The organism is Shewanella psychropiezotolerans, from assembly GCF_007197555.1.
Taxonomy (GTDB): domain Bacteria; phylum Pseudomonadota; class Gammaproteobacteria; order Enterobacterales; family Shewanellaceae; genus Shewanella; species Shewanella psychropiezotolerans.
Map to the genome: position 1 here is coordinate 447379 of NZ_CP041614.1, position 26773 is coordinate 474151.

The following is a 26773-nucleotide window of genomic DNA, read 5'->3' on the forward strand; positions in this document are numbered from 1 at the left end:
TATAAAAGCCTGATATTATTTTTATGATCCCATGAATACTAATTAGTATTTCGTAACCATTTATAGTTTTTTATGAAGCCCATTTTTGCACGTGGTATTTCAAACCAGTTTAGATTAACACTGGCTATTATTTTGTCGGTGATCCTCATTGTGGCCAACGGCCGGCTCGATCCTGTTCGTAAATCTATCTCTTCTGTTCTAAGCCCACTTCAATACGTTGCTAATGTCCCCGGCGCTCTGCTCGATTGGTCTGCCGAGAGCCTTGCGACTCGCAACATGCTCGCTAAACAAAACAAAGAGCTATTGCGTCAACAGCTACTGATGAGTGAACGCCTGCAGCGTTTCGAACAACTAAGACAGGAAAACGATCGTCTGCGTGGTTTGTTGGGTTCTCCGGTACACATGGATTCCAAGAAAGTGGTTGCCGAGGTGATGGAAGTCGCCAGCGATCCCTATCATCAATATGTTGTGTTAAACCAAGGGGCGAGAACCGGCGTTTTTGTCGGCCAGCCTGTGGTAGATGCACAGGGTGTCGTAGGCCAAGTCGTGCAAATCAGCGAGTTAACCAGTCGAGTGCTGCTTATCTCGGATGTCACTCACGGTATACCTGTGCGTATAACACGTAATGATGTACGTCTGGTGGTGAATGGCACAGGTGTTCTCGATGAGCTTGAACTTAAATTTGTGTCAAAGAGCACAGATATTCGTGTTGGCGATCTGCTGGTGTCCTCTGGGCTAGGTAATCGTTTTCCCGAAGGTTATCCTGTAGCCCGGGTGATGAGAGTGATTAAAGATGATGGCCAGAGTTACGCCACTGTTACGGCTCAACCATTGGCGGCATTAGATCGTATTCGATACCTGCTGCTGATTTGGCCCGATGAACCAGAACACGGCCAAGATCATAATGACATTCCGGTACAAGAATCCAGTGATGTTAAGCCTGAAGCTAAGCAAGAGGTGAGCGGATGAGCATGCATATAGCCAATGGCCGTTGGGTGGTGTGGTTAAGCCTTCTTGGTGCCATGTTATTACAGATCATGCCCTTGCCGGACATAGTTGAAGCTTGGCGTCCCGACTGGTTATTACTGGTTATCATCTATTGGGCTATGGCGTTACCCCACAGATACAATATTTTATCAGCCTTTGCATTAGGGGTGATGTTAGATATCTTGCTGGGTGCTCACTTAGGTATTCGTGCGCTATCTATGTCATTAGTCGTCTATGTAGTCGTACTTCATTTTCAGCGCTTGCGTAACTTCCCTATGTGGCAGCAGGCCTTGATGATTTCAAGTTTAGTCTGCCTGCATCATCTGGTGGTGTTTTGGGTTCAGTTTGTGGTGTCGACAGTCACATTTGATGAGAACCTGTTTTTACCCGCTATTTCCAGTTTGATTATCTGGCCTTGGGTATTTTGGATGTTACGTCGCTTACGACGTTTATATAAGGTGAGATAGAAATGCCATTTTCCGGTCCACTCGTTTTGGCTTCGGCCTCCCCGCGTAGAAAAGAGATACTGACTCAGTTAGGTTTTTCACGTGCCGACTTTAGTTTTACGACCTTGGCAGCGGATATCGATGAGAGTCATATATCCGGAGAGACGCCTCAAGTGTTCGTGTCTCGTCTGGCAGTAGAAAAGGCTCTTGCCGGGCTGGACTTGTGTCGAGTCGAGGGAGCCCCAGTTGTACTTGGCTCAGATACTATAGTGCTATTAGGCGATAAAATTTTAGGTAAACCAATCGATGAAGCCGATGCCCTGAAGATACTATCCCAGCTATCGGGTGAGGTTCATAGTGTCATGACGGCTGTCGCTTTAACGGATGGGAACAAGACAGTGACGCGCCTCGTTGAGACCAAGGTACAATTTTGCCGGTTAACCGAGCAGGATATTTTGGCCTATATAGCTACTGGCGAACCCATGGATAAAGCCGGAGCCTATGGTATTCAAGCGTTAGGTGGCAGCTTTGTCGAGCGCATTGATGGCAGTTATTCTGCTGTAGTGGGCTTGCCCATGGTAGAGACCCGGGAACTATTACAAGAGATGAACATTTTATAAAGTTATCTAGGCCCTAGAATCTGGAAACTGAAACCCTACTAAAAGTGAGTGTAAATATGAGTCGCATAGTCAAAAACAGAGTACAGAGAAAGATTGGTTCTGAACTATTGATCAATGTGACTCCCACGGAAGCCAGAGTCGCCTTGGTTGAACATGGTGTGTTGCAGGAAGTCCATATAGAGAGGCGGATGAAGCGTGGCCTAGTGGGCAATATTTACAAGGGCAAGGTGAGTCGTGTCTTACCGGGAATGCAGGCGGCATTTGTGGATATCGGCCTGGATAAGGCGGCCTTCTTACATGCCTCTGATATCGTACCCCACACCGAGTGTGTTGCCGATGTAGAGAAGGGTAACTTTGTGGTACGCGATATCGCTCAGCTGGTCAGGCAAGGGCAAGATATCATGGTACAAGTGGTGAAAGACCCCTTAGGTACCAAAGGTGCTCGCCTGACTACGGATATTACCTTACCCTCTCGCTACCTGGTGTTTATGCCTGGGTCGAGTCATATCGGGGTTTCTCAGCGTATCGAGTCTGAAGAGGTTCGTGCTCGTTTGAAAGGCTTAACTCAGCCTTTCGTCGATGAAGATGGCGGCTTTATCATTCGCACCGCGGCAGAGAGTGCCGGTGAGCAAGAGTTAGTCCAGGATGCCGCATTTCTTCGTCGTGTGTGGGCGAAAGTCAGTGAACGACGTAAGCGTCCGGGTGTGTCTCTGTTGTATCAAGATCTGGCACTGCCTGTACGCATCGTTCGTGATTTTGTCGGTACCGAGCTGGATCAGATCCAGGTTGATTCAAGCAAGACCTTCGATGAGCTACAGACATTCACCCAAGAGTTTATGCCTGAGATTGCCGACAAGATTGAGCATTATTCAGGCCCTGTACCTATTTTCGATCTCTATGATGTTGAAAACGAAGTGCAGAGAGCATTGGGGAGAAAAGTTGAGTTGAAATCGGGTGGCTACCTGATCATAGATCAGACCGAAGCCATGACGACGGTGGATATCAACACAGGTGCTTTCGTCGGCCATCGCAATCTCGAAGATACCATCTTCAATACCAACCTCGAAGCGACTCAAGCCATTGCACGTCAGTTGAGGCTGCGTAATCTTGGCGGCATCATCATCATAGATTTTATCGACATGTTGGATGCTGAGCATCAAAAACGTGTGCTTAATAGCCTGGAACTGGCACTATCTCTGGATAGGGTTAAAACTAATATTAGTGGTTTCTCCGGTTTAGGTTTAGTGGAGATGACTCGTAAACGTACTCGAGAGAGTTTAGAGCATGTTTTATGTGGAGAGTGCCCAGTGTGTCTAGGTACGGGTAGCTTGAAGACGGTTGAGACTGTGTCTTATGAGATCTTCAGAGAGATCATCAGGCTCAACCGCAGCTATGATGCAGATGAGTTTTTAGTGTACTGCTCGCCTGCGGTTCATGGCAGTTTGACGGGTGAAGAGAGCCATCTAGTCGCCGAGCTCGGCGTCTATATTGGTAAACAAGTTAAGCTTAAAAATGAGCCCATGTATGCTCAAAATAAGTTCGATGTGGTAATAATGTAGTGTCCGGTAAATTTTGTCCTCGAAAGTTCAGCCGGTTTTGCTGGCAAATTTTAGCGATCATTCTGGTGTTATTTGCGCTGGTGGTGAGCCTATTTCGTGGACTCTTGCCTCAGCTCGATGAAGTCAGAACTGAGTTAGTAAAGTATGTCGAACAGCAATACCAGGTTCGGGTCAATGTTGGCCTGCTGAGTGCCGAATGGCAGGCTTTTGGGCCAGCCTTAACGGTAAGCAAACTCGTCATCCCTCCCCAAGAGAGCCTGCCATTTACCTTAGTGGTGAACGATGTTCATATTAAATTAGATTTCTGGGAAAGCCTGTTCACTGCATCACCACAAATTGAGAATGTGATCTTCGATGGTGTCTATGTTGCCCTAGACTTAGATAAGCTCAATGAGGGCAGCGATACCACGAGTGCTCGGGAGATGGATACCGACTGGTTGTATCGCCTCTTATTAGAACAGTTGGAACGTTTTTCGATTAAACAGGCTAGCCTGCAACTTCTGAGCAAGAAGCATGATTACCGACCGATATTTGTAAAAGATCTTAAGTGGTCTAACTCTCCAAATCGTCATCGCGGTCAAGGTAAACTCTATCTCGACCAAGATGCGTCAGAGGTGGAATTATTGTCACTGCAATTAGATATTCGTGGTAGTGGTAATAAGCCTGATGGGCTTAAAGGGCAAGTCTACTTAGCCGCTCAGTCATTAGATTTGGGGGAATGGGCTTCGAGACAGAAAAATCCTTATGATGATAAGGCTAAGCTGGAGTTAGAGGGGGTTATTAACCTTCAAGCCTGGATGAGCTTAGCTAACCGCACGGTTGAATCCAGTATTATCGAATTCTCTCCTAGCTGGCTCGAATGGGATCTCAATGATCGAAAGCAACATTTCGAGATCAAGGGGGGCCAGCTCGAGTGGTTGCCGACACAAACCGGTTGGCGCTTCACGAGTCGCGATCTAGCTTTCGAGTCTAATCAACAAGCTTGGCCTGACTTTAACTTCGTTGCCGAGAAGCGAGAGCAGGGATTATTCACCTATCTCAATCGACTCGATACCGGCTCACTATTGCCTCTGTTGCCCCTAGTGCCGGGAATGGAATTAGCAGGTCTTAAAAATTGGCAGAAGTTGGATCCTCAAGGTGCAATCGAGTCCATCAAACTGACTAAGCTGAAGGACCAAGATCCTCAGCTGTCTTTATCCGTAAATCAGCTGACTTGGTCACAAGATGGCGGGATCCCGGGAAGTGACCCCATAGATTTTCAGCTTGGTTGGGGAAATGAGTCGCTCTATATCTCGGCGCCGAAGCAAGATTATCGATTAGATTTTGGCAGCGGGTTGAAACAGCCCTTATCTCTCTCGGGGGAAGCCTTCGAGGCAAAGTATGATCTCGCCGCTCAGGCGATAATCCTTCCACAACTGATGCTGAGTAATCAGGACATAGCTATCGATGCTGCAATGAAGTTAGAGTTGGGGGAGCAGGTCCATCTGGCTTTACTGTCAACATTGAAGGTTAATGATGTCGCCAACGTGGGCAATTACCTGCCACTGGACGGTATGAGTCAAGGTCTGATCGATTACCTCAACGTCGGATTAGTCGCAGGACGTATTCAAGACGGTGTAGTGGTTTGGAATGGCGCCTTAAGTGATTACCCATATCTGGACCATTCTGGAGTATTCAATGCCAATTTTACTCTGGAAGATGCAGAGTTTAAGTTTCAGCCCGATTGGCCGGCTGTGACCGATTTGAATCTAATGGCGCAGTTTGAAAATGAAGCTATGATACTCACCATCGAGCGAGGCCATTTATTAGATGTGGTTGTCGATGGCGCTAAGGTGAGTATTCCTCAGCTAGGACCGAGATCACTCCTGAAGGTTAAGGCTGATTTGAAAACCTCGGGTAAAGCCGCGACCCGAGTCATACAGGCCTCTCCACTAGTGGATTCCGTTGGCTCGACCTTAGCCGTAGTACAGATAAATGGTGATGTGTCGGCGTCATTGGATCTCGACATTCCTCTGTATGAGGCAGAGGCTGGGGAGTTTGTCGAAGAAGATATTCGCGGTTTAATCACTTTTGATAAGACGCCAGTTTATATCACTGAGCCGGGTGTATTACTCGATGAAGTGACCGGGCAGGTGAGTTTCGTTAACGACATCGTTAAAGGGAGCGATATTTCAGCCTTACTGTATCAACAACCCATCTCTTTGACGTTCGACACGGGTAATGTCGGCAGAAATTATGGCCTCAATCTGGATATGAAGGGAGCATGGTCACTCGCTGACTTGCCAGAAGAGCTAAACAACCCACTGCAAGATTTCTATTCCGGTGACGTTAGCTGGAAGGGGGCCATGACTTTAGTTTTCGACCCATCTGGCTATCGCATACAGGCTCAGGTCGAGACGGATCTATTAGGTGCCGAGTTGGCACTGCCAGCGCCATTTGCCAAGGCGAAAGATGAGTCAAGAAAGCTGACGGCCGAGCTGATTGGCGATAACAAACAATCGTCTCTAGGCATTAAGCTGGGTAAACAGATGGAGTTCTGGGGTGGATTCGATCAAGAATCGGGCAATCAACTCGCGCATTATGATCTACTATTGGGCCGCTTGTTTAAGCCTGGAGATCAACTGAAAAAAAATCAAGGGCATCTGCAGTTAGACATAGCGCATACCGAATTAGCCCCTTGGCTACCCATAATCAATAAGTTTACCGCTGGGGATAAGGTGAGCGACGCGACTAAGGTTATTGAGGAAGCTGGACTTATTGGCGTTGAGCCTGGCTCAGAAGTTCAGGCCAATATTGCGAATGCAGCACCTGAAGAGCTGAGTACACAGGAATCGTTTTTCCCGCCATTGATAAGCCTGGATGCAGACATTGCCGACTTTAATTTGATGGGGCAAACCTTATCAGATCTGAAGATGACAGCCTATCCCACCCCTGACAGTTGGCGTTTCGAGGCGAGTTCGAATGAGTTTGACGGTAGAGTCGACTTCTATCCGGACTGGGCGACCCAGGGGCTCAAATTGGTCGCGACTAAGTTCCATCTAGCACCCAATGTTAAGGCACCGGAAGATGCTGACTTTAAAACTGATACCGTGTTGGACAACCTACCTCCTCTAGCCGTGGATGTGGATGAATTTTCTTTCTATGGCAGTCCTCTCGGACATCTGGTTCTGCAAGGCTCCCCTAAGGGCGATAGCTACCAAATTCAGACCCTGTCGCTGACCACACCTGAGGTCAAGTTAAGGGGTAAAGGCGTTTGGCAGAATGATAATAACGAGAACTTAACTCAATTCGATGTGAAATTAACGGCGACAAAATTTGATGCCATATCGGCGATTGTCGGCATGGACCCAGGCTTAAAGGATGCGCCAGTTGAGGTCAATGCTGAAATATCATGGCAAGGCGCACCATATCAGTTCTCGCTAGAAAGCCTCAATGGCCTGGTGAATTTCGAGTTAGGTAAGGGACACCTTTCCGAAGTTAGCGATAAAGGTGCCAGAATCTTCTCCCTGTTTAGCCTGGACTCGTTACTGAGAAAGCTGTCTCTGGATTTCTCAGATGTATTTGGCAAAGGTTTATATTTTAATTCCTTTACCGGCACCTTGAATATCGATAATGGCGTGGTTAAAACCCATGATACCGAGATGGACGCGGTAGCGGGGAATATGAAGGTTAGAGGCTATACGGACCTGATGACTGAAAGCCTGAACTATGATATTCGATTTGTGCCTCAATTAGCATCGAGTGTGCCTACGGTTGTTCTCTTGACCACAGGTGGCTGGACATTCGGCCTGGGTGCGTTAGCGCTAACTAAGGTATTAGAGCCTGTGATCGAAGTGATTACTGAGATACGTTTTCAACTAACCGGTACCATGGCTGAACCTAAGTTGGAAGAGATAGGACGTAAGAGTAAAGAGATAGAGATCCCTGAATCTGTGCTGCCTCGTGTTAAGGAGCCTCAGCCTGACGAAAATTCTCAGCAAAATGAATCATCTCAGAAGAAACAACAGTCTAAAGAGTTAGATTCAGGTGTCGAAATACCGGCAACGAACGTAATAGAGATGCCTACCTTTAAAGAAAGTAAGCGTATAGATAAGGAGCCAGAAGATGCAGATCAACCTACTTCAGTGCCAAAGCAGTCAAGACGTATCCAAGAATCTGGAGTATATCGAATCGCAGCTTAGCCAACTCCCTAGAGTTCAAGGTGAAGCGCAACTCGTGGTCCTGCCAGAGTGTTGCCTCCTGTTTGGTGGTCACGAAAGCCAGCAACTCGAGTATGCCGGCGATAACCAATCGAATCCTTTTAAAACGGTACTCGCAGATCTGGCGCGTCGTTATGATATTTATCTGGTGGCTGGGAGTATTCCTGTAGCCGTCGGCGATGGCCGAGTCTATAACCGTACTTATCTGTTTGATAACCAAGGCCTGGTCTTGGGCGAATACGATAAAATACACCTGTTCGATGTCGATGTTTCCGATGGGACTAAGGAGTATCGTGAGAGCGATACCTTCTGCGCCGGAGATAAAATTAGTGTAATCGACACTCCCTTTGGTAAGTTAGGGTTAGCGATATGTTACGATCTGCGTTTCCCGGATCTATTCAGAGCCATGAGATTAGCCGGAGCCGAACTGATTGCCCTACCGGCAGCCTTCACTAAGGTGACGGGAGAGGCCCATTGGCAAACCTTGATCCAGGCCAGAGCGATTGAGAATCAGTGTTTTATTCTCGCGGCGGCTCAATGGGGACAGCATAATCAGGGAGGCCGGGAAACCTGGGGTCAGAGTATGGTTGTTGACCCATGGGGACGAATTAACGCCCAGAAGATGACAGGTTGCGGTTGGGTTCAGTCGAAGCTGGATAGAGATGAAATGATAAAAATTAGGCAACAGATGCCAATAGCCAGTAATAACCGATTTGCTGAGCCAAAGTTACAACACAAAGATGCTAATCCATAGAAAGTTGATGTCAGTGTCTTATAAAAATTATGCACAAAGAGAGAGTAATTAATGCCATTTTTAACCCAAGTTGAGCAGAGCCTTTTACAAGATGGACTATCGCTGGATGACCTGCAGGGTTATCTCAAGCTAATCCATCAACATGATGTCGACTTTTCTGATCTCTATTTTCAGGGCAGCCGTCATGAGTCTTGGGTACTAGAAGATGGCATAGTGAAAGAGGGCAGCTTTCATATCGAGAGAGGTGTGGGTGTTCGGGCCATCACAGGTGAGAAAACGGGCTTCGCTTATGCCGATGAGATCACTCCTGCTGCATTAACTGCATCGGCCGAGGCGGCTCGCAGTATCGCAGCCCATGGCGGCGAGAGCGCTTCGGTACAAGCCTGGAAGCGTAAAGAGATGAAGGCCCTATACCAGAGTGCCGATCCAATCGCGGCGATGGAAGAGGCCAAGAAGATCGCGCTGCTTAAGCAGGCCGATGCTTATATTCGTAGTCTAGATAGCCGTATTATTCAGGTGGTCATCAGCCTCTCAGGTGTACACGAAGAGATACTTATTGTCGCGAGCGATGGCACCTTGGCGGCAGATATTCGTCCATTGGTTCGCTTTAATTGCAGCGTGATCCTGGAAGAAAATGGCAAACGCGAACGCGGTGCCAGTGGCGGCGGTGGACGTCACGACTATCAGGTGATGATGGAGACAGATGATGCAGGTCTGCCGGTTTGTTTCGATTTCGCTCGAGAAGCGGTAAGACAAGCCTCGGTTAATTTGCACGCGGTAGATGCACCAGCCGGCGAAATGCCGGTGATCTTAGGCCCTGGTTGGCCTGGTGTATTACTTCATGAGGCGGTTGGCCATGGCTTGGAAGGTGACTTCAACCGTAAGGGCAGCAGTGCATTCAGTGGTAAGGTAGGCCAGCAGGTCGCCTCTAAGCTGGTGACTGTGGTCGATGACGGCACCATGGTAAACAGACGCGGCTCTTTGAGTATCGATGATGAAGGTGTGCAGACTCAGAAGACTGTGCTGATCCAAGATGGGATCTTGAAAGGCTATATGCAGGATAAATTAAATGCGCGCCTTATGGGTGAGCAGTCCACGGGTAATGGGCGTCGTGAATCTTATGCACACTTGCCTATGCCGAGAATGACTAACACTTATATGGAAGCTGGCGAGTCGGATCCGGCTGAGATGATCAAGTCAGTTAAGAATGGCATCTATGCGCCTAACTTCGGTGGTGGTCAGGTCGACATTACTTCCGGTAAGTTTGTGTTCTCGGCTTCAGAAGCCTATTTGATTGAGAATGGTGAAGTGACTCAGGCGATTAAAGGTGCAACCCTTATCGGCAATGGTCCGGAAGCCATGGGTCAGATCTCTATGGTGGGTAACGATCTGGCATTAGACCAAGGTGTCGGCGTCTGTGGTAAGGATGGTCAGAGCGTTCCAGTCGGTGTTGGCCAGCCTACACTCAAGATAGATAAATTAACCGTAGGTGGAACGGCGTAAGAAAAAGTTAGAAGGAGCTAGGCCGCAGGTTTAGCTCCTTCTATTCAACTTCAATGAATGCTAAGATTGACCAAGGAATTAGAGTAAACACTCTAGGTTGTGCACACCAAGGTGCAGAGGAAAGGGGATGAAGTTTTCAAAGTTAGCTCTAGTGTCGTTTTTGGCATTGGGCTCTTTTACTGCACAGGCATCGAACCTGGGCTTCGAACAAGCCTGGAAGCAGTTGCTAACCGTCAGCGATAAACTACAGGCCAGCGCACAGGAAGTACGACGTGCAGAGGCCAAGCATGAAGCGGGGAAAGATCTCAACCTTCCCTCAATTAGCCTCAATGGCAGCTACACCAGATTAGAGAAACCTATCGAGATGGATCTGAGGGATCTTAACCCTTTGGCATCTATGGATCCCGCTTCGCTTCCTCCTGCACTTGGTGGTGCACTAGCGGCCATTCCAGGCTCCATGTTTATCACTCCCTTTACCGAGCAAGATATCTTTCGCTCCAGCCTTCAGGCTATGTGGCCCATCTATACTGGTGGCAAGATTACCGCAGCCCAGGGTATTCATGCGGCTCAAGTGGCTGAGAAAGAGCAGCAGTTTCAACTGACCACACGAGATCTCTTCATTCAACTGGTGGATCGTTATTACGGCGTCGCAGTGAGCCAAGCCATGGCCCGTACTCGAGGTGAGCTTGTTGTCTCTCTTGAAGAACATTCGGAGCATGCGGTTAAGCTGGAAGAGCAAGGTCAGATAGCGAAAGTTGAGCGATTAAATGCTCAAGTTGCATTAGAGAATGCCAAGGTCAATTTTGCCAGCGCCAGGCGTCAGGCCGAGATGGCAGAAATAGCCCTGTCGCGCATGCTACATGAGCGAGAAGTGAACCCAATCTCTCAGCTATTTATGCTAAATAATGCTCCGTCACTGCCCCGATTAAGTCAGCTAACTCTGGCGCAACATCCGGCATTGAAACTACTCGAGGCAAAAGAGGCTCAGGCACAGGGTCTGGTGGATGTTGAGAAAGGTCAGTATTTACCGACGGTTTTTCTCTACGGTAACTACACACTATATGAAGATGACAGTTTGTTTTCCAAGATGGAGCCGGACTGGATGTTAGGCGTGGGCGTCAAGATCCCCCTGCTGAGCAGAGATGGACGTAGCGGCAAAGTCGAGGCGGCTAAGAGTGCGCTGCTGCAGGCGCGTTATACCAAGGCGCAGACTCAGCAAGATCTCAGCTTGTTGCTGGATCAAAGCTATCGTCAACTGCTACAGGCTCAAGAAGAGGTAGAGTCTTTAGACTTATCACTGAGCCTGGCAACAGAGAATAAACGTCTACGGGATCTGGCCTTTCGTCAGGGATTATCCACTTCCATCGAGAAGGTAGACGCAGAGCTTAAGCTCACAGGTGTTGAGATGCAGCAACTGGCTGCCAAGTACCGTTATGTTCAGGCCTATGCCCGTTTGATGGCGGTGAGTGGGCAACTGGATGAATTTTTAGGTCGCAGCAGTATTGAGACTAGCGCGATGCAGGAGAGTAAGAATGCAGGCTAATCGTATAATTGCAGTTGTGGCCCTGGTGGGCTTAGTGGGGGTATTGGGCTATGGACTTAAACTGGCCTATACCCCGAAAATCCTCTATCTGCAGGGGCAGATAGAGGCGAGAGAATACAATATCTCCTCAAAGGTTCCCGGGCGTGTCGAGCAGGTACTGGTGAGACGTGGCGACAGTGTAGAGGTCGGCGATCTCTTGTTTGCCATCGATAGCCCAGAACTTAATGCCAAGTTGATGCAGGCCGAAGGTGGCAGAGATGCAGCTCAGGCAATGCAGTCAGAAGCCGATAGCGGCGCCCGTAAGCAGCAGGTGATGGCCTCCCGTGAGCAGTGGCTGAAAGCGAAGGCGGGAGCCACATTAGCCAAGACTACCTACGATCGGGTAGAGAACTTGTTTGTCGAAGGCGTACTCGCCAGACAGAAACGTGATGAAGCATTTACTCAGTATCAGGCGGCCAAATACACGGAGCAGGCAGCCTTAGCCATGTATCAGATGGCTCAGGAAGGGGCGAGGGTAGAGACTAAGGCCGCCGCCGCGGGTAATGCTCGTATGGCCGAAGGCGCCGTCCACGAAGTTAATGCTATTTTAGCCGATAGCCAGATGCGCGCACCTAAGTCCGGTGAGATAAGCGAAGTGTTACTGCAACCTGGTGAGCTTGCTCCTAGCGGCTTCCCTGTGGTTAGTTTGATAGATATGCAAGACGCCTGGGCCGTATTTCAAGTCAGAGAAGATCAGCTTAAGCAGTTCTCTAAAGGACAGAAGCTGATGCTAACCCTGCCGGCTCTCGAACGTGAGGTCGAATTTACTGTGTCTCATATTAGTGTGATGGGTGACTTTGCGACTTGGCGTTCGACTGAGAGTGGCCATGATTTCGACATGCGTACCTTCGAGGTGGAGCTGCGCCCTAATTCAGACATTAAAGATTTAAGGGTCGGCATGTCAGCGATCTTAACTCGCTAAACCTGAGATTATCATGAACAGTTTAGTGGCCCTTATTCGTCGTGAGCTCCACGCACTGTGGAACTCGCCATGGCAGCTCGCCCTGGTTAGCTATATTCCCATCTTGAGCATACTCTGTTTATGGTGGCTGTTCAGTGCGGGTTTACCGAGACAGTTACCTGTGGCCGTCGTGGATTCGGACCATAGCCAATTGAGCCGTATGCTAACCCGTAAATTACAGGCCAACCCAGTGGTTGCTCCGCAGAATTTTGTAGACTTAGCCTCGGCGGTAACCGCCATGAAACAGTCCCAAGTATATGGCATCGTGGTGCTTCCCTACGGGTTGCAACGGGATCTTATAACGGGTCATAGCCCGGTCATAGATGTTCGCTATAACAGTCAGTTCTTGCTGGTGGGTAAACTCTTATCCAGCCAGATTCAACTCACATTAGGCTCGGGACTTCTCGAGGTCGCAGGAGTGAAACAGCTGCTTCAAGGCGTGCCTAAGTCTCAGGTAGCCTCGCATTTGAGCCCGGTGACCAGCCAGACCACGGCACTGTTTAATCGCAATAATAACTATGTGAGCTTCCTGGTGCCACCTGTGCTAGTTGCCCTTTGGCAATTACTGGCCATGCTAATCTTCTCTAATAGCTTAAGCCGGGAGTTAACCCCAGAAGGGTGCTTCGCTGCAGATAGCGGTATCTGGCCTAGGATTTGGGCCAAGATTGCCGTGTTTACTCCGATTTTACTCATGCATGGTGGCTTCATTCTGGCCCTGCTATATCAGTATTTAGCCCTGCCTGTAGCGGGTAGCTTAGCCCTATTAGTCTTGGCGCAACTGGCGATGTTATTGGCGGTCTGGCTGCTGGTATTGCTGGTCTTTTTCATCATGCGAGACAGTGCCCGCATGGTGAGTTTCGGTACCGCATTATTCGCGCCAGCATTTGCGTTTATGGGGATCACGTTTCCGGTCCATGAGATGCCTATACTCGCCCAGTGGTGGCGTTTAATTATGCCGTCCAGTCACTATGTGGACTCACATGTCAGCATCGTCAGTTATGGAGTGGGTTGGGAGACCATAGCTATACAGCTTACTAGCTATTGGGGCTTCCTCTGCATCATACCAGTACTTTTTTTGCTATCACGCCGCATTGAAAAGGCCTCGAAGTCCGAGCCCAGTCAGCAGATGATAGACCCGGATCTGGCGTCTAAAAGACAGGGGCGGATCTGTGATGAGTAATAAGATGATGAGTTTTTGGCAACTAGTATCAGCCGAGCTAAAGGCAATAGTGGCAGATAAGGCCATCGCAGTGACCCTATTTGGTGGTGTGCTGTTTTATTCTGTTTTATACCCCTTACCTTATCTTCATCAGGTACCGACTGAACAACAGCTGGTTGTGGTTGATCTGGATCGCTCTTCATTGAGCCGCCGTCTGATCCGTCATGCGGATGCCAGTGCGAAAGTCAGTGTCATCGGCCAGGTGACCAGTATCAGTCAAGCTCAGAGCTGGATAGAATCCGGCCGCGCTCATGGCCTGCTGGTCATTCCCGAAGGCTTCAGGCGAGATCTGTTATTGGGCAAGGGGGTAACCTTAAGCTATGGCGGTGATGCTAGCTACTTCCTTATCTATTCCGCGGTTGCTGAGGGCCTAGTTACGGCTGGCATGGATGCGGGTAAACAAGTACAACTGCTCGGCATGCTGGCTAAAGGTGAGGCGCCTAAACAAGCGAATTTAAGCCTAAACTCGGTGAAGATCAACAGTGTGCCTGCGTTTAACCCTAGCCTGGGATACACTCCCTATGTGGTGCCTGGACTCTTCTTGTTGATCTTGCATCAGACTTTACTGATAGGAACCGGGATCTTAGGTGCCGGCCAATGGCGGAGAAAGGGTTATTGGCGAGATGTTTCACCTCTGCAACTCGTCTGTGGTCGCATCTCGGCATTCATGTTGATTTACCTATTTTTCAGCAGCTTTTATGTCGGTTTCTGTTTTTACTGGTATCAGGTCAGCGTGCAGGCAAGCCTTAGTCTGGTGGCCCTGTGGATGTTACCCTTTTTATTGGCAACCAGCGCTGCCGGTATTGCCTTGAGTAGCTTGTTTGTCCGCCGGGACCTACCGACTCAAGTCTTGTTGTTAGTCTCTATGCCCATCATGTTCGTCTCCGGCTTTGTCTGGCCATTGGCGCTTATCCCAGAGCCTCTGATTTGGCTGTCTCAGGTGATCCCTGCCGTCCCCGCTATCATGGGGATGTTAGAGCTTAATCAGATGGGGGCGTCTTGGTCCAGTGTCATGCCTAAATGGCTGCAGTTATGGGGCTTGTTCGCTGTATTTTTTGTGCTGGCTCTGTATGGCGTCACGCGAAGACTCAAATCGGCAGTTGATGAGACGAGTTAGTTCTTAATCAGATGGTCGATGCCTCAGGTCCAGTGTCATGCCTAAATGGCTGCAGTTATGGGGCTTGTTCGCTGTGTTTTTTGTGCTGGCTCTGTATGGCGTCACGCGAAGACTCAAATCGGCAGTTGATGAGACGAGTTAGTTCTTAATCAGATGGTCGATGCCTACAGGTCCAGTGTTATGCCGAAATGGCTGCAGTTATGGGGCTTGTTCGCTGTGTTCTTTATGCTGGCTTGGTATGCGTCATGCGAAGGCTAGAATCAGTAGGTAATGAGACTAGCTGGTTTCTGCTAAATGCCAGGCTGTTGTAATACCAAATTCGCCTTTTCTCCCTGTACTGAGCCTACGTAGCAGCTACTGGCGATCTTAAGATCCTTGCATTTGGCCTTATAATTTTTGGGTGGAAGTATAAGAAAGCCCATGTAGAAGTCATCTAAATGGGCTTTTAAGTATCAAATTCTCTCTCATGAGAAAATATGTCTATGTCCCTGTTAGGGTGACAGAAAAAGCGTGGCTGGATTTTATCTGTTTAGGTGTAGTGACATCGATACTGATGTTACTCGTCTTCGGCGCTTCTCCGACACTGGCTGGATCTATGTCATTGGTGATTATAAATCCAGTCGTTGTTCCGCCATTTCGGGTGATGTTAAGTACTGAAAAAGCATCGAAATTAAGCTCTCCGGATGAAGCTGTTACCGCCACTTGGGAGTCGGCTGGCATTATCTGGTAGGCGCTGTCATAGAGCTGTACAGAAAATTGTGATGATTGGCCCGGAGCGATATCGGTCAATGAAACGATAGGATCTGTTTCTTTCTCTGAATCATCTGAGATGAGCTTACCATCTTGCCAGAGGGTGAATTCTGCATGAGATCCTGACATGGTCATCACCAGAGCCTTACGGATATAGGTCTTGTTGGCTTGATCTATGCCGCAGAGGCTACCTTCGCACTGTGGGCCATTAAACTTGCCATCGGGTCCCGCATAACTAGTACTATTCTCAGTATTAAAGTACTTCTCACCTTCACTATGTTGACCTGTTTCATCGTCATCGCGGAAGGCATCACCTAAATCGCTAAAACCATTAGGCATGTAAGCTTCACGATCCATGCCATTACCGGAACAGGCTATTGAGTTATTATTCGAGTCCAGACAAGCATTCACTGGTCCACCGTCAGCATCATCGAAGATATTATTGCCGTTAGTGTCGAAGAAGGTTTCATGGCCGAGTGCATAGGCCAGTACAGTGATCCTATGATTAGGTACTCTAGCGCTAGCCGATGTCCACTCGACGCTACAGTTACCATCGACGGTTAAGCAGTTAGAGACTATCTGCCCACCTTCCGCTGTGAAATTGATTGTGGTGTCATCGGGAGCCGGGTTACCGAAGCTATCCGAGGCATAAGCTGTAATTGTGGACTTCTCACCATTGAATTGATCGGCTTCGGGGTTAAATACTGAAGCCGACAGGCTAAAGCCAAGTTGCTGAGGCAGGCCTGTGTTTACCGTTAATTGCTCCGATTGACTGGTAATAATCTCACCCGTGTCTGCATCGGTTGCCGAAGCGACCACACGTACTGGCGTAGGCACAGTGCCTGCCTGAACTCGAACGCTGACCACACCTTCCGAGTTAGTGATACTTTCCGCTGTGGCGAGTCCATTGGAAAAACTCAAGCCGCCGACAAGAGTATCGAGGGAAAAGCTAACAGTTTGCTGAGCGCTGGCTTGTCCATTTGAACCTGTGACCTTAAATGAGACCAGTGAAGATTCTGTGCTACCTGTACCGCCCGCACCCTTGATGCGAATGTTAGTCGGTTCTGCCGAGACGAAGCTAAGGCTAGCGAGTGTCTGACGCGCCAGGGTGAAAGGAAAGCTGGCAGTTAGTGTTTGATTTCCAACGAGTGTAGAGGCAATTACCTGATCGTCTCGCTCACTGTTGCCGCTGCAGCTGGTGTCCTGGAAGGTAGAGCTGGCACTGCCTGAAAGTGTGGTGACTGGAGTGTCCAGGCTGGCGTTGTTACCAAGTACACAATCTGAGCTGAAGCTGATTGAAGAAGGAGTCTGCACCCGGGTAATAGTGCCGTCATCTGCTTGGCTGATAAGAGTTGCTGTGATACCAAAACTTCCGCCTGCACTGATGATGTATTTACCATCGACAGGGATCAGTGAACTGGTTAATTCACTTTCTACAAATTGATCATTACTATCGAAATGACCTAATTTAAGTATACCTTCACCACCGATAGCATCGGCTGAAAGGACCTCATACAAACTATTAGTTTGGTAATTTTGTTCTTGATAGTCTAAAGATACATTGAGGTTTGCTGCCCCTAGGTCACTGGTGCTTGGGGTATAGTTAACCTGCGCGATACCTTGAGCATTAGTCAGTGCAGTACTTGGGGTTAAGCTTACACTGCCTGCGGTAAAGGTCACCAGCTGATTAGCTATGCCTTGACTCGATGGGTCTAAAAACTGTGCCTGTAGCTGTACTGTCTCATCGACCTTGAACTGAGTGACTATCGCGGCACCATTGATGATGCTGGCACTGATCTTAGGGGTCTCTTCACCAGGAGTCGTAGTACTGCTGGTAAATTCGTAGTTCCTGATAGCCGAAAGAATATTGTTCTCGGCGGCTCCGGTATCGAATTGAGCCGTTAAGGTTCCCGCGCCTAAGGCTAGATCAGGATTGCTGAGTATGACGTGAGCTATACCACTGGAATCCGTCAATTTAGTCGCTGGAGTCAAAGTGCCTAACGTGGCACTGAAACTGATTAAGCCACCGCTGCTATTACTGCCACCTTGAGTGAGTTTTGCCACTGCGCAGATACTGGCATTGCTGGCAAAACTCAAGTCGCTGGTTGCCTCGGCACATTGGCCGTCGACAACGGTTTTATAACTCAGGGAGAGGGCGAACTCTCCGGTATTTCCGCCATTATCGCCACTGTCATCGGATGAGCCGTTACAACCTCCGATAAACAATAAGGCAAGCAGGGTGAATAGTGCAGCAGGAGCAGATTTTATCAGTCGCATCAGCAACATCCTTGTGAAACTAAAATAGTCGTAAATTCAACGTTATAGGGCGAATATATTTTTATCGATATTTTACGCCAGATTATTCAGCAAGTTCGTTACGTATATATTTAACTAACTCTATTGAAGATTTAGATGCCTCATCGGGCTTTTTCGTGAGTTCTTTTTTAGACTGGCGTACGAGTTGGCGCAGCTTCTGTCTTTCTAAGTCTGGATATTTTTCGATGAGGGCCTGCACAGCACTGTCACCTTCGCTTAGAAGTTGATCTTTAAATTTTTCAGCGACATTTTGCTTAGCACTCTCGTTACTGTTCTGATTCAACATATTTTTCATGTTGAGTTGCAGCTCTTCGATGTCGACATAACGCATTAACTTGCCAATAAATTGCAGCTGACGACGGTAAGCCTCAGTATTTATTTTTATGGTCTTAGTTTTGAATACGTTATCATGTAACAGTTCATCAAGTTCCAATCTGTCGATCTGAGTTTTGCTCAGCGCAACGAGTTTCTTTCCTAGCTCTTGATATATCGCAATTTCACGTTTGGTTTCAGCTCTACTGACATAATCTTCATCATGGTCGAAGGGCTGTTTAAAATGTTCTGAATCACCGACTACTTTCATATATAAATATCTCTCTCTTAAACTAAGGTAATAATAACATTTCATTAGAAAATCGCCTATCAGCGAGGCAAGTTATTTAATGTACTTGGGTATTGGGTTTGTTATGCTATCAAGATCCCTGATAACAAAAGAGCAGATTTGTGACGACACCTAGCATTGACATCGAATTAGATTCATTAAAAGACGCTGTATCTATGGCACTCGAGTATGCCAAGCAACTCGGTACATCGGGTGCAGAAGTTGCTATCAGTAAACAACAAGGATTATCCGTATCGACTCGAATGAAGGAGGTTGAAACGGTTGAGTTTAATAAAGATGGCGCGTTAGGTATCACCTTGTTTCGTGATGGCTGTAAAGGCAGCTCATCGACCTCAGATTTGAGCCCTGAAGCTATAAAAGAAGCGGTCAAGGCTGCCGATGGTATTGCAAAGTTTACCTCATCGGATCCTTACAATGGACTAGCCGAAGCTGAGCTCATGGCAAAGGACTTTCCTGATCTAGGCTTGTATCATCCTCAGGAAGTTACTCCAGAAGAGTTAATTGAGTTAGCTGCGCGTTCAGAAGAAGCTGCATTGGATGTCGATAGCCGGATCACAAACTCTGATGGTGCCAGTGCTAATGCCCACACAGGTATAAAAGTTTACGGTAACAGCCACGGATTTTTAAATGGCTATTCCAGTTCTCGTTACAGTCTAAGCTGCGTGGTTATCGGTGAGACTGATGGCAATATGCAGCGTGATTATGATTACACCATCTCTCGAAAATTGAGTGAGCTGCTATCACCGGAAGAGGTGGGACGCAAGGCATCAGAGAAGACGTTAGGTCGTCTTGGTGGACGTAAAATTGCTACCACTGAGCTGCCGGTATTGTTGGCACCTGAAATCGCCACCGGACTCATGGGTCATTTAGTAGGTGCTATCAGCGGCGGTAGCCTCTACCGCAAGTCGAGCTTCCTACTCGACTCTATCGATACTAAGATATTCCCTGATTGGTTTAGCATCGAAGAGCAGCCGCATATCGTGGGTGGCTTAGCGAGTGCTAGCTATGACAGTGAAGGAGTTGCGACTCAGGAACGCGCAATTATTCAGGACGGGGTGCTCTCTACCTATCTGTTAACCAGTTATTCGGCACGAAAACTGGGCCTGAAGAATACCGGACATGCGGGTGGTATATACAACTGGACACTCTCTCATACAGGACAAACCTTCGATGAGTTAGTGAAAGAGATGGGCACGGGTCTTATCGTGACCGAGGTCATGGGTCAAGGTGTCAATGCTGTGACTGGAGATTATTCTCGCGGCGCGGCGGGCTTCTATGTCGAAAACGGCGTGATCCTCTATCCGGTTGAAGAGATCACCATAGCGGGTAACCTCAAAGATATGTACCAGAATATCGTTGCAGTGAGTAAGGATCGCGATCTAAGATCTTCGATCCGTACTGGTGGTATGTTACTCAGCGATATGAAAATAGCGGGTAATTAGATTTTTGAACGTTCCTAGAACCTAGAATTTAGAATCTAGGTTCTAGGAACGCTTTCCTTTTCTTCTGCTTCTCTCCAAAACTCGGCTATGGCCCGATGCAAGTGTGAACTCTTTAGAATACTCACATGGTCTTCGTCGAATCCCCTCATAAAGTCTGAACTCTGAGTATAAGCATATAAATCAAGTCAAACTAATAAGTTAGTTTTTTTATTCCAAAATTATCAGCCCCCTCACTTTTTTAGAATAACTTATCCATTGCATATATGGATAAACAGATATACTATTTATCATATATTCGTTTTGGCATATATCTTATTTCTTCTGAGTGTCCCAGGTATTGTGAACCTGAGGCTATATGTCGAAGACAGGCTTGTATGGAGTAAAAATGACCACTTTAGAGTTTTTCAAACTGTTATCCGATGAAACCAGACTACTCAGTTTGCTGTTGATCATTGAAGAGAAGGAGTTGTGTGTCTGTGAGTTAATGCAGGCACTAGACGAGAGTCAGCCTAAGGTTTCAAGGCACTTGGCTCAAATGAGAAAGGCTGGTCTGCTGCTGGATAAACGCCAGGGACAGTGGGTGTTTTATAGAGTAAATCCTGAGTTACCAGATTGGATCAATAAGACGCTTGCAGAGATCAGTGCAAACAATAAGGCACTTATTTCTGGCAATATCACTAGGTTACATCAAATGGGCGAACGTCCGGAACGTGTACGTGCTTGTTGTAATTAAACAGGTATAAATTGAGGAAATAAAAATGGGAATATTTGAACGTTATCTCAGTGTTTGGGTGGGGTTAGCTATCCTTGCTGGTTTGGTTTTGGGCAATCTACTGCCAGATATGTTTGCCTTGGTGGCATCGCTGGAATATGCCCATGTAAATTTAGTTATCGCCGTACTCATCTGGGTGATGATTTACCCCATGATGGTGCAGATCGACTTTTCATCGATTAAAGATGTTAAAAAGAGCCCACAGGGGCTAATTCTGACAGTCGTCATCAACTGGCTGGTTAAGCCCTTTACAATGGCACTCTTGGCCTGGTTATTTTTCAAGGTGCTGTTTGTCGATTGGGTCGACCCTCAGAGCGCGACCGAATACATCGCTGGCATGATTCTACTCGGCGTGGCTCCCTGTACGGCCATGGTGTTTGTCTGGAGTCAGCTTACCAAGGGCGATCCAAACTATACCTTAGTTCAGGTGTCGGTAAACGACCTCATCATGGTGGTGGCTTTCGCCCCTATCTGTGCATTACTGCTGGGTGTGAATGATATCCAGGTACCTTGGGAAACCTTGCTCTCTTCGGTATTTCTCTACGTGGTTTTACCTCTGGTTGCCGGTGCGTTAACCCGTAAAAAGCTAGAAGCAGACGGCGATGCCGAGTCTTTAAATAGGTTTGTTGGCAAGCTAAAGCCTTGGTCAATGCTTGGTCTGCTCGGTACTGTAGTGTTGCTATTTGGCTTCCAGGCCCAGACGATTATCGATGAGCCACAGAACATCTTACTCATTGCCATCCCTCTGATGATCCAGACCTATGGCATCTTCTTCATTACTTACTATATCGCTAAGAAGATGAAGCTGTCCCATAAGATAGCGGCTCCAGCCTGCATGATAGCGACCTCTAACTTCTTCGAGTTAGCCGTCGCCGTGGCTATCTCGCTATTTGGTCTGCACTCAGGAGCGGCTCTGGCTACGGTTGTTGGTGTCCTGGTCGAGGTCCCGGTTATGCTCACTCTGGTGGCTTTCGTGAATAGTCGACGAAGTAAATTTGAAGCCGATACAGGCACTCAAGCAGTAGAAACATAATTATGCACAACAGGACCTAGGATTTAGAACCTAGGTCTTGGAAGTTGGCTTAAGAGCTAGATTCTGGAGTTAGCAATAGCTGAATCGTAATAGCTGAATTGGAATAGAAGCAATCAAGGAACTGAGTCATGAGTATTAAGATAGGTATCAATGGGTTTGGCCGTATGGGCCGCTTAGCATTAAGAGCCGCCTGGGATTGGGATGATGTCGAATTTGTGCATATCAACGATCCCGCTGGCGATGCTCATACTTTGGCTCACTTGTTAACGTTCGATTCGGTCCATGGACGCTGGCAATATGAAGCGACAGCAGATGAAACTTGCGATTCCCATTACATAGTGATCGGTGATAAGCGCATTTCTACGAGTCGCAATACAGCTATTGCGGATACAGACTGGTCAGATTGTGATCTCGTTATCGAGGCGTCTGGCGTGATGAAGACTAAGGCTAAGCTGCAGGCTTACCTGGATCAAGGTGTGAAGCGCGTTGTGGTGACGGCGCCAGTGAAAGAGGAAGGTGTACTTAATGTGGTGATGGGAGTCAATCATCATCTATATGACAAGGACCTCCACCCTATAGTCACAGCGGCTTCCTGTACCACCAACTGTTTAGCGCCTGTGGTGAAAGTTCTACACGAGAAGATCGGTATCAAGCATGGCTCCATGACCACGATACACGATATTACTAACACCCAGACCATACTCGATGCGCCCCATAAAGATCTGCGCCGTGCTAGAGCCTGTGGTTTGAGTCTTATCCCGACCACGACAGGTTCGGCTACCGCGATCACCCATATCTTCCCTGAGCTTATAGGTAAGCTTAACGGCCATGCGGTGCGCGTCCCCTTGGCCAATGCTTCGCTGACCGACTGTGTATTCGAACTTGAGCGCGGCACTACAGAGAATGAAGTCAACGCCCTCTTGAAAGAGGCTGCGGCGGGAGAGCTCAAAGATATCTTAGGCTTCGAAGAACGTCCTCTGGTTTCGGTAGATTACAAGACAGATCCACGCTCTTGCATTATAGATGCACCATCGACCATGGTCGTTAATGGCACTCAGGTGAAACTGTATGTCTGGTATGACAATGAGTGGGGATATGCGAATCGCACAGCAGAACTTGCGCGAATGATTGGTCTTCAAGATAAAGGTTAAGAAGGAAGCGAGTAACTAGTTCCTAGAATCTAGATCCTAGATCCTAGAAACTCGAAACTAAGGAACTTATGTTATCCAGTATCAAAGCCCTGCCTGAGCAGGTTAAACAATATCTGCTCGTCACAGGCAACTATTGGGCATTTACCTTGACCGATGGTGCCCTGCGCATGCTGGTAGTGCTGCATTTTCATCAGCTAGGTTATAGCCCTCTCGCTATCGCCATGCTGTTTCTCTTCTATGAGATCTTCGGAGTGATTACTAACTTAGTTGGTGGTTACCTGGGGGCGCGGATAGGGCTTAATAAGACCATGAATATTGGTCTTGGTTTACAGGTCGCGGCGCTTGTCATGTTGCTGGTGCCAAGCTCCATGCTCACCTTAGTTTGGGTTATGATGGCGCAGGGTATTTCCGGCATAGCCAAAGATCTAAATAAGATGAGTGCCAAGAGCTCAATCAAGATGCTGCTGGTTACTGAGCAGGTTGATGGCCAGACGAAGGCTGGAGATGTTGCTAAGCAACAGAAACTCTATAGCTGGATTGCCAAGCTTACCGGTTCTAAAAACGCCCTCAAGGGAGCGGGATTCTTTCTCGGTGGAGTCCTTTTGAGCCTGTTTGGCTTCACTGTTGCCATCGCTATCATGGCAATCGCGCTAACCTTAGTCTGGGTTTTGAGTCTGTTTACTCTCAAGCGAGATCTGGGCAAGGCCAAGAACAAGCCCAAGTTCAGCGAGATATTTTCTAAGAGCCGCAGCATCAATATTCTATCGGCGGCGCGCATGTTCCTGTTTGCTGCCCGTGATGTCTGGTTTGTGGTGGCATTGCCCCTCTATCTCGGCAGCCAGTTTGGCTGGGATCACTATTATGTGGGAGGATTCCTGGCGCTTTGGGTGATCGCTTATGGTTTCGTGCAGACTCAAGCTCCAAGGTTGACCTCTAAATCCGATGGCTCTGCGCCAGGAGGAAGGGAAGCCCTGTTATGGGTTTGTGCACTCACGGCTATCCCCGGGCTGATTGCATTAGCCTTGACCTTTAATATCAGCCCTCAGTTGAGCTTGTTAGCTGGATTGATGCTCTTCGGTGCAGTATTCGCGGTTAACTCTTCACTACATAGTTTTTTGATCGTCAACTATGCCAGTGACGATGGTGTCTCTCTGGATGTAGGCTTCTACTACATGGCCAACGCCATGGGACGCTTAATCGGCACAGTGCTTTCTGGTTATGTGTATCAGGTAGCAGGGTTAGAAGCTTGTTTGTGGATCTCATCCGTTATGCTGGGGCTGACGGCTGTTATTAGTATCTATCTACCAAAAGATTAGCGCCTTGGAATGAAGGCTAGGTTACATTTTTTATTTAGCGTCGGCTGAGTTTGCATTTGGTTGGTTATTGCAAGGCGGACCTTCATGGTGATTTATCGCTTCCCAGCGCGGGATGTGCACTCTTTATTTTGAGAAGGTTCTACGAGTCGCCACAAGCATATCGCTGTGGGCTCTGCCAAAACGTCCATGTTTTGGAAGCTCGCAGCCGCATCTACACTTGTTATTACAAGCAAAGAGTAAGCAGTGTGTTTCTTCGATTTAACTTGGTGCACACTGACCCTTTTATTATTTTTTCGTGCTTTCGACAAATGACTGAATTAATTTAAGGAAGTCATTTTCGGCTAACTTTGCACTCTTGAGGGTTTGCTCGTGTGACAGTTTTACATCACCTAGGCCCTCAGCCATATTGGTAATGGCGCAAATCGCAAGCACAGGTAAGCTACAATGTGCGGCAGAGATCACTTCAGGTACAACAGACATACCCACAACATCGCCACCAATAATTTGCATCATGCGGATCTCTGCTGCAGTTTCAAAACAAGGTCCTGAGTAAGAAACAAATATACCTTCGTTTAACACAATATCTTGCGCTTTAGCTATGCTAAGCGCTTGTTGGCGGAGATCTTTGTCATAAGCGTTGGCTAGACTGAAGAAGCGTGGTCCATATTTGTCATCATTTTCGCCAGTCATAGGGGTGCTAGGCATAGTATTAATATGATCGGAGAATACAACCAAAGAGCCAACATCAATACGCTCCGGGCGCAGCGAACCTGCAGCATTGGTGACCAATAATAGGTCACAACCTAGAGTCTTGAATGTCCGCACTGGTGTGGTCATGACTTTCATGGTTTCATGTTCATAGAAATGGCCCCGACCTTTCATGCAGACTATAGGCACACCATTTAAATAACCTAAAACCAGCTCACCACTGTGACCTTCGACAGTGCTTACTGGGAAACCAGCTAGTTCTTGGTAGCTAATACTTACTTTATCTTCGAGTTTGTCTGCGAGCACACCTAAACCGGAACCTAAGATCATGGCTATTTGTGGCTTAAAACCTGGCTTGTATTTGTTAATCGTGGCGACAGTATTTGAGACCGGATCGTAGCTAGACATAATTTATTCCTAAGTGGATTTTTACTATACTCACGATATTCTTAAGCGATGCTAATTAAAATCACTTAAATCGGCCTTAATGTGCTGTTTTTCAGCACATTCTCAAATACTGTAATTCAAAGAATTAATACCGTTATTTAATACATTGATAGAATGTGTTTTTGATGAAATTTGACTCAATGAAGTGCCAGTTATCGCAATTTAATGGGTGATATATTTTTGAAAAAAGACCATCTTGATATGCTACTCGATCTTAAAAGCCTCTATTGGGCTGAACGCTTAAGCATGAAAATGCTTAGGTACTTTTATGTGGCGAGCCATAGTCAAAACTTAACTCAAGCCGCTGAGCGTCTGCATATTTCAAAGTCGCCACTGAGCGCTCAGATGCGAGAACTTGAAGCTATTTTAAGTGTTGAATTATTTAACCGTGAACAACGGAGTATTCAATTGACCGCAGCTGGAGTTCTACTACGCCAAGAGTGTCAGTCCATTTTTGAAGTTATCGAACGCTCAGTTAATAAAGTGACCCAATTTGAACGAGAAACTCAAGGTCACTTGCGTTTTGGGATTGTCAGTTCGATTTTTTGGGCTGGTTTTGGATATGCTTGTCAGCAATTAAAGAAACAATACCCTAAGATTCAGTTTGAGTTTATTGAGCTGTCGCCACAGCGGCAAAAAGTGGCTTTGTTTAACAATGAAATTGACATTGGTTTTGTACGTTATGCTGACACTCTTAATATCACGCCGTTAGAGTCCTGTGATCTCTATTGTGAGTCGATGTCGATTGCACTGCCAGACAAACATAGACTCTGTAGGCGAAAGCAACTTTGTTTATCAGACCTTGCTAATGAACAGTTTGTCATGATGAGCCAGAAAAACTCAGCTTCGGCTCTATTAGTGGTAGAACACTGCATAAAAGAAGGTTTTATTCCGCATATTATTCAGGAAGTTGTCGAGCCGATGACCTTGATGAATGTGATTGAAAATCATGAAGGTATATCTATAGTCCCTAATAGTTTTAGTCGACAGAGCTGGAAGCATATTCGTTTTGTTGAGCTTAAGCAGCACATTCCTGCCAATATTTGTGCTGTATACCATCCGCAAAAGATAACTGAAGACAAGCAGGCACTCATTCAGTCTTTAAATGTCTTTATGAACGCGGCTCCCCGTAGTATCCCCTCATAAGATAAACCAGGTCAATAAATTGGACCATGTACAGCTCGATTTTAGCTCTAAAGTTTAGTAGTGATAACCAGTAAAATACTGGGTAGGTTATTGATTAACAATGAGTGGCAATCTTGTTGGTAT

General features: G+C 47.4%; 20 protein-coding genes. 17 read left to right on the plus strand and 3 right to left on the minus strand.

The window, feature by feature from the left end; genetic code table 11:
- Window positions 1-72 precede the first annotated feature (72 nt).
- The 11 genes from mreC (at window position 73) to FM037_RS01985 (ending at window position 14947) form a co-directional block, all read left to right on the plus strand.
- Window positions 73-969, plus strand: a complete 897-nt coding sequence (gene mreC / locus FM037_RS01935; RefSeq protein ID WP_144044612.1) for a rod shape-determining protein MreC — start codon at window positions 73-75, stop codon at window positions 967-969.
- Window positions 966-1454, plus strand: a complete 489-nt coding sequence (gene mreD, locus FM037_RS01940) for a rod shape-determining protein MreD (protein ID WP_144044613.1) — start codon at window positions 966-968, stop codon at window positions 1452-1454. The genes mreC and mreD overlap by 4 nt, the downstream gene beginning before the upstream one ends.
- A gap of 2 nt (window positions 1455-1456) precedes the next feature.
- Window positions 1457-2053 (plus strand): Maf family protein, encoded by a 597-nt coding sequence (locus tag FM037_RS01945; protein WP_144044614.1) that lies wholly within the window; start codon window positions 1457-1459, stop codon window positions 2051-2053.
- Between the two features lie 56 nt (window positions 2054-2109).
- Window positions 2110-3612: a ribonuclease G gene (rng, locus tag FM037_RS01950; RefSeq protein WP_144044615.1), complete on the plus strand. Its 1503-nt coding sequence runs from the start codon at window positions 2110-2112 to the stop codon at window positions 3610-3612.
- Window positions 3612-7793 carry a YhdP family protein gene (locus FM037_RS01955; protein WP_144044616.1) on the plus strand — a complete coding sequence of 1394 codons (4182 nt, stop codon included), beginning with the start codon at window positions 3612-3614 and terminating at the stop codon, window positions 7791-7793. The genes rng and FM037_RS01955 overlap by 1 nt, the downstream gene beginning before the upstream one ends.
- A complete protein-coding gene (locus FM037_RS01960; protein WP_144044617.1) occupies window positions 7717-8565 on the plus strand; it encodes a carbon-nitrogen hydrolase family protein in 849 nt (282 codons plus the stop codon). The genes FM037_RS01955 and FM037_RS01960 overlap by 77 nt, the downstream gene beginning before the upstream one ends.
- 51 nt (window positions 8566-8616) lie before the next feature.
- Window positions 8617-10068: a metalloprotease TldD gene (tldD, locus tag FM037_RS01965; RefSeq protein WP_144044618.1), complete on the plus strand. Its 1452-nt coding sequence runs from the start codon at window positions 8617-8619 to the stop codon at window positions 10066-10068.
- A gap of 127 nt (window positions 10069-10195) precedes the next feature.
- Window positions 10196-11611: a TolC family protein gene (locus FM037_RS01970; RefSeq protein WP_144044619.1), complete on the plus strand. Its 1416-nt coding sequence runs from the start codon at window positions 10196-10198 to the stop codon at window positions 11609-11611.
- A complete protein-coding gene (locus tag FM037_RS01975; protein WP_144044620.1) occupies window positions 11601-12572 on the plus strand; it encodes an HlyD family secretion protein in 972 nt (323 codons plus the stop codon). Before FM037_RS01970 ends, FM037_RS01975 begins: the two co-directional genes overlap by 11 nt.
- A gap of 13 nt (window positions 12573-12585) precedes the next feature.
- A complete protein-coding gene (locus FM037_RS01980; protein ID WP_144044621.1) occupies window positions 12586-13791 on the plus strand; it encodes an ABC transporter permease in 1206 nt (401 codons plus the stop codon).
- A 7-nt stretch (window positions 13792-13798) separates the two neighbouring features.
- Window positions 13799-14947: an ABC transporter permease gene (locus tag FM037_RS01985; RefSeq protein WP_144048779.1), complete on the plus strand. Its 1149-nt coding sequence runs from the start codon at window positions 13799-13801 to the stop codon at window positions 14945-14947.
- A 480-nt stretch (window positions 14948-15427) separates the two neighbouring features.
- On the opposite strand, the gene FM037_RS01990 is transcribed toward FM037_RS01985, so the two are convergent.
- Together FM037_RS01990 and yjgA are read right to left on the minus strand one after the other, a co-directional pair.
- A complete protein-coding gene (locus tag FM037_RS01990; RefSeq protein ID WP_144044622.1) occupies window positions 15428-17974 on the minus strand; it encodes an Ig-like domain-containing protein in 2547 nt (848 codons plus the stop codon).
- Between the two features lie 82 nt (window positions 17975-18056).
- Window positions 18057-18596: a ribosome biogenesis factor YjgA gene (gene yjgA, locus FM037_RS01995; RefSeq protein ID WP_144044623.1), complete on the minus strand. Its 540-nt coding sequence runs from the start codon at window positions 18594-18596 to the stop codon at window positions 18057-18059.
- Window positions 18597-18736: 140 nt separating this feature from the next.
- Between yjgA and pmbA the strand changes: the two genes are divergently transcribed.
- The 5 genes from pmbA (at window position 18737) to arsJ (ending at window position 24349) form a co-directional block, all read left to right on the plus strand.
- A complete protein-coding gene (gene pmbA / locus FM037_RS02000; protein ID WP_144044624.1) occupies window positions 18737-20077 on the plus strand; it encodes a metalloprotease PmbA in 1341 nt (446 codons plus the stop codon).
- Between the two features lie 385 nt (window positions 20078-20462).
- Window positions 20463-20810: a metalloregulator ArsR/SmtB family transcription factor gene (locus FM037_RS02005; protein WP_144044625.1), complete on the plus strand. Its 348-nt coding sequence runs from the start codon at window positions 20463-20465 to the stop codon at window positions 20808-20810.
- A 25-nt stretch (window positions 20811-20835) separates the two neighbouring features.
- The gene (gene arsB / locus FM037_RS02010; RefSeq protein WP_144044626.1) at window positions 20836-21882 is read left to right on the plus strand and encodes an ACR3 family arsenite efflux transporter; all 1047 of its coding nucleotides are present in this window, start codon (window positions 20836-20838) and stop codon (window positions 21880-21882) included.
- 128 nt (window positions 21883-22010) lie between these two features.
- Window positions 22011-23033: an ArsJ-associated glyceraldehyde-3-phosphate dehydrogenase gene (locus tag FM037_RS02015; RefSeq protein WP_144044627.1), complete on the plus strand. Its 1023-nt coding sequence runs from the start codon at window positions 22011-22013 to the stop codon at window positions 23031-23033.
- 68 nt (window positions 23034-23101) lie between these two features.
- Complete coding sequence (gene arsJ / locus FM037_RS02020) at window positions 23102-24349, plus strand: organoarsenical effux MFS transporter ArsJ (protein WP_144044628.1); 1248 nt, start codon at window positions 23102-23104, stop codon at window positions 24347-24349.
- Window positions 24350-24634: 285 nt separating this feature from the next.
- Here the strand turns inward: arsJ and xapA are convergent, their stop codons facing one another.
- The gene (gene xapA / locus FM037_RS02025; protein WP_144044629.1) at window positions 24635-25465 is read right to left on the minus strand and encodes a xanthosine phosphorylase; all 831 of its coding nucleotides are present in this window, start codon (window positions 25463-25465) and stop codon (window positions 24635-24637) included.
- A 219-nt stretch (window positions 25466-25684) separates the two neighbouring features.
- On the opposite strand from xapA, the gene FM037_RS02030 reads away from it, so the two are divergent.
- Complete coding sequence (locus FM037_RS02030; protein ID WP_227993246.1) at window positions 25685-26650, plus strand: LysR family transcriptional regulator; 966 nt, start codon at window positions 25685-25687, stop codon at window positions 26648-26650.
- Window positions 26651-26773: the final 123 nt, after the last annotated feature.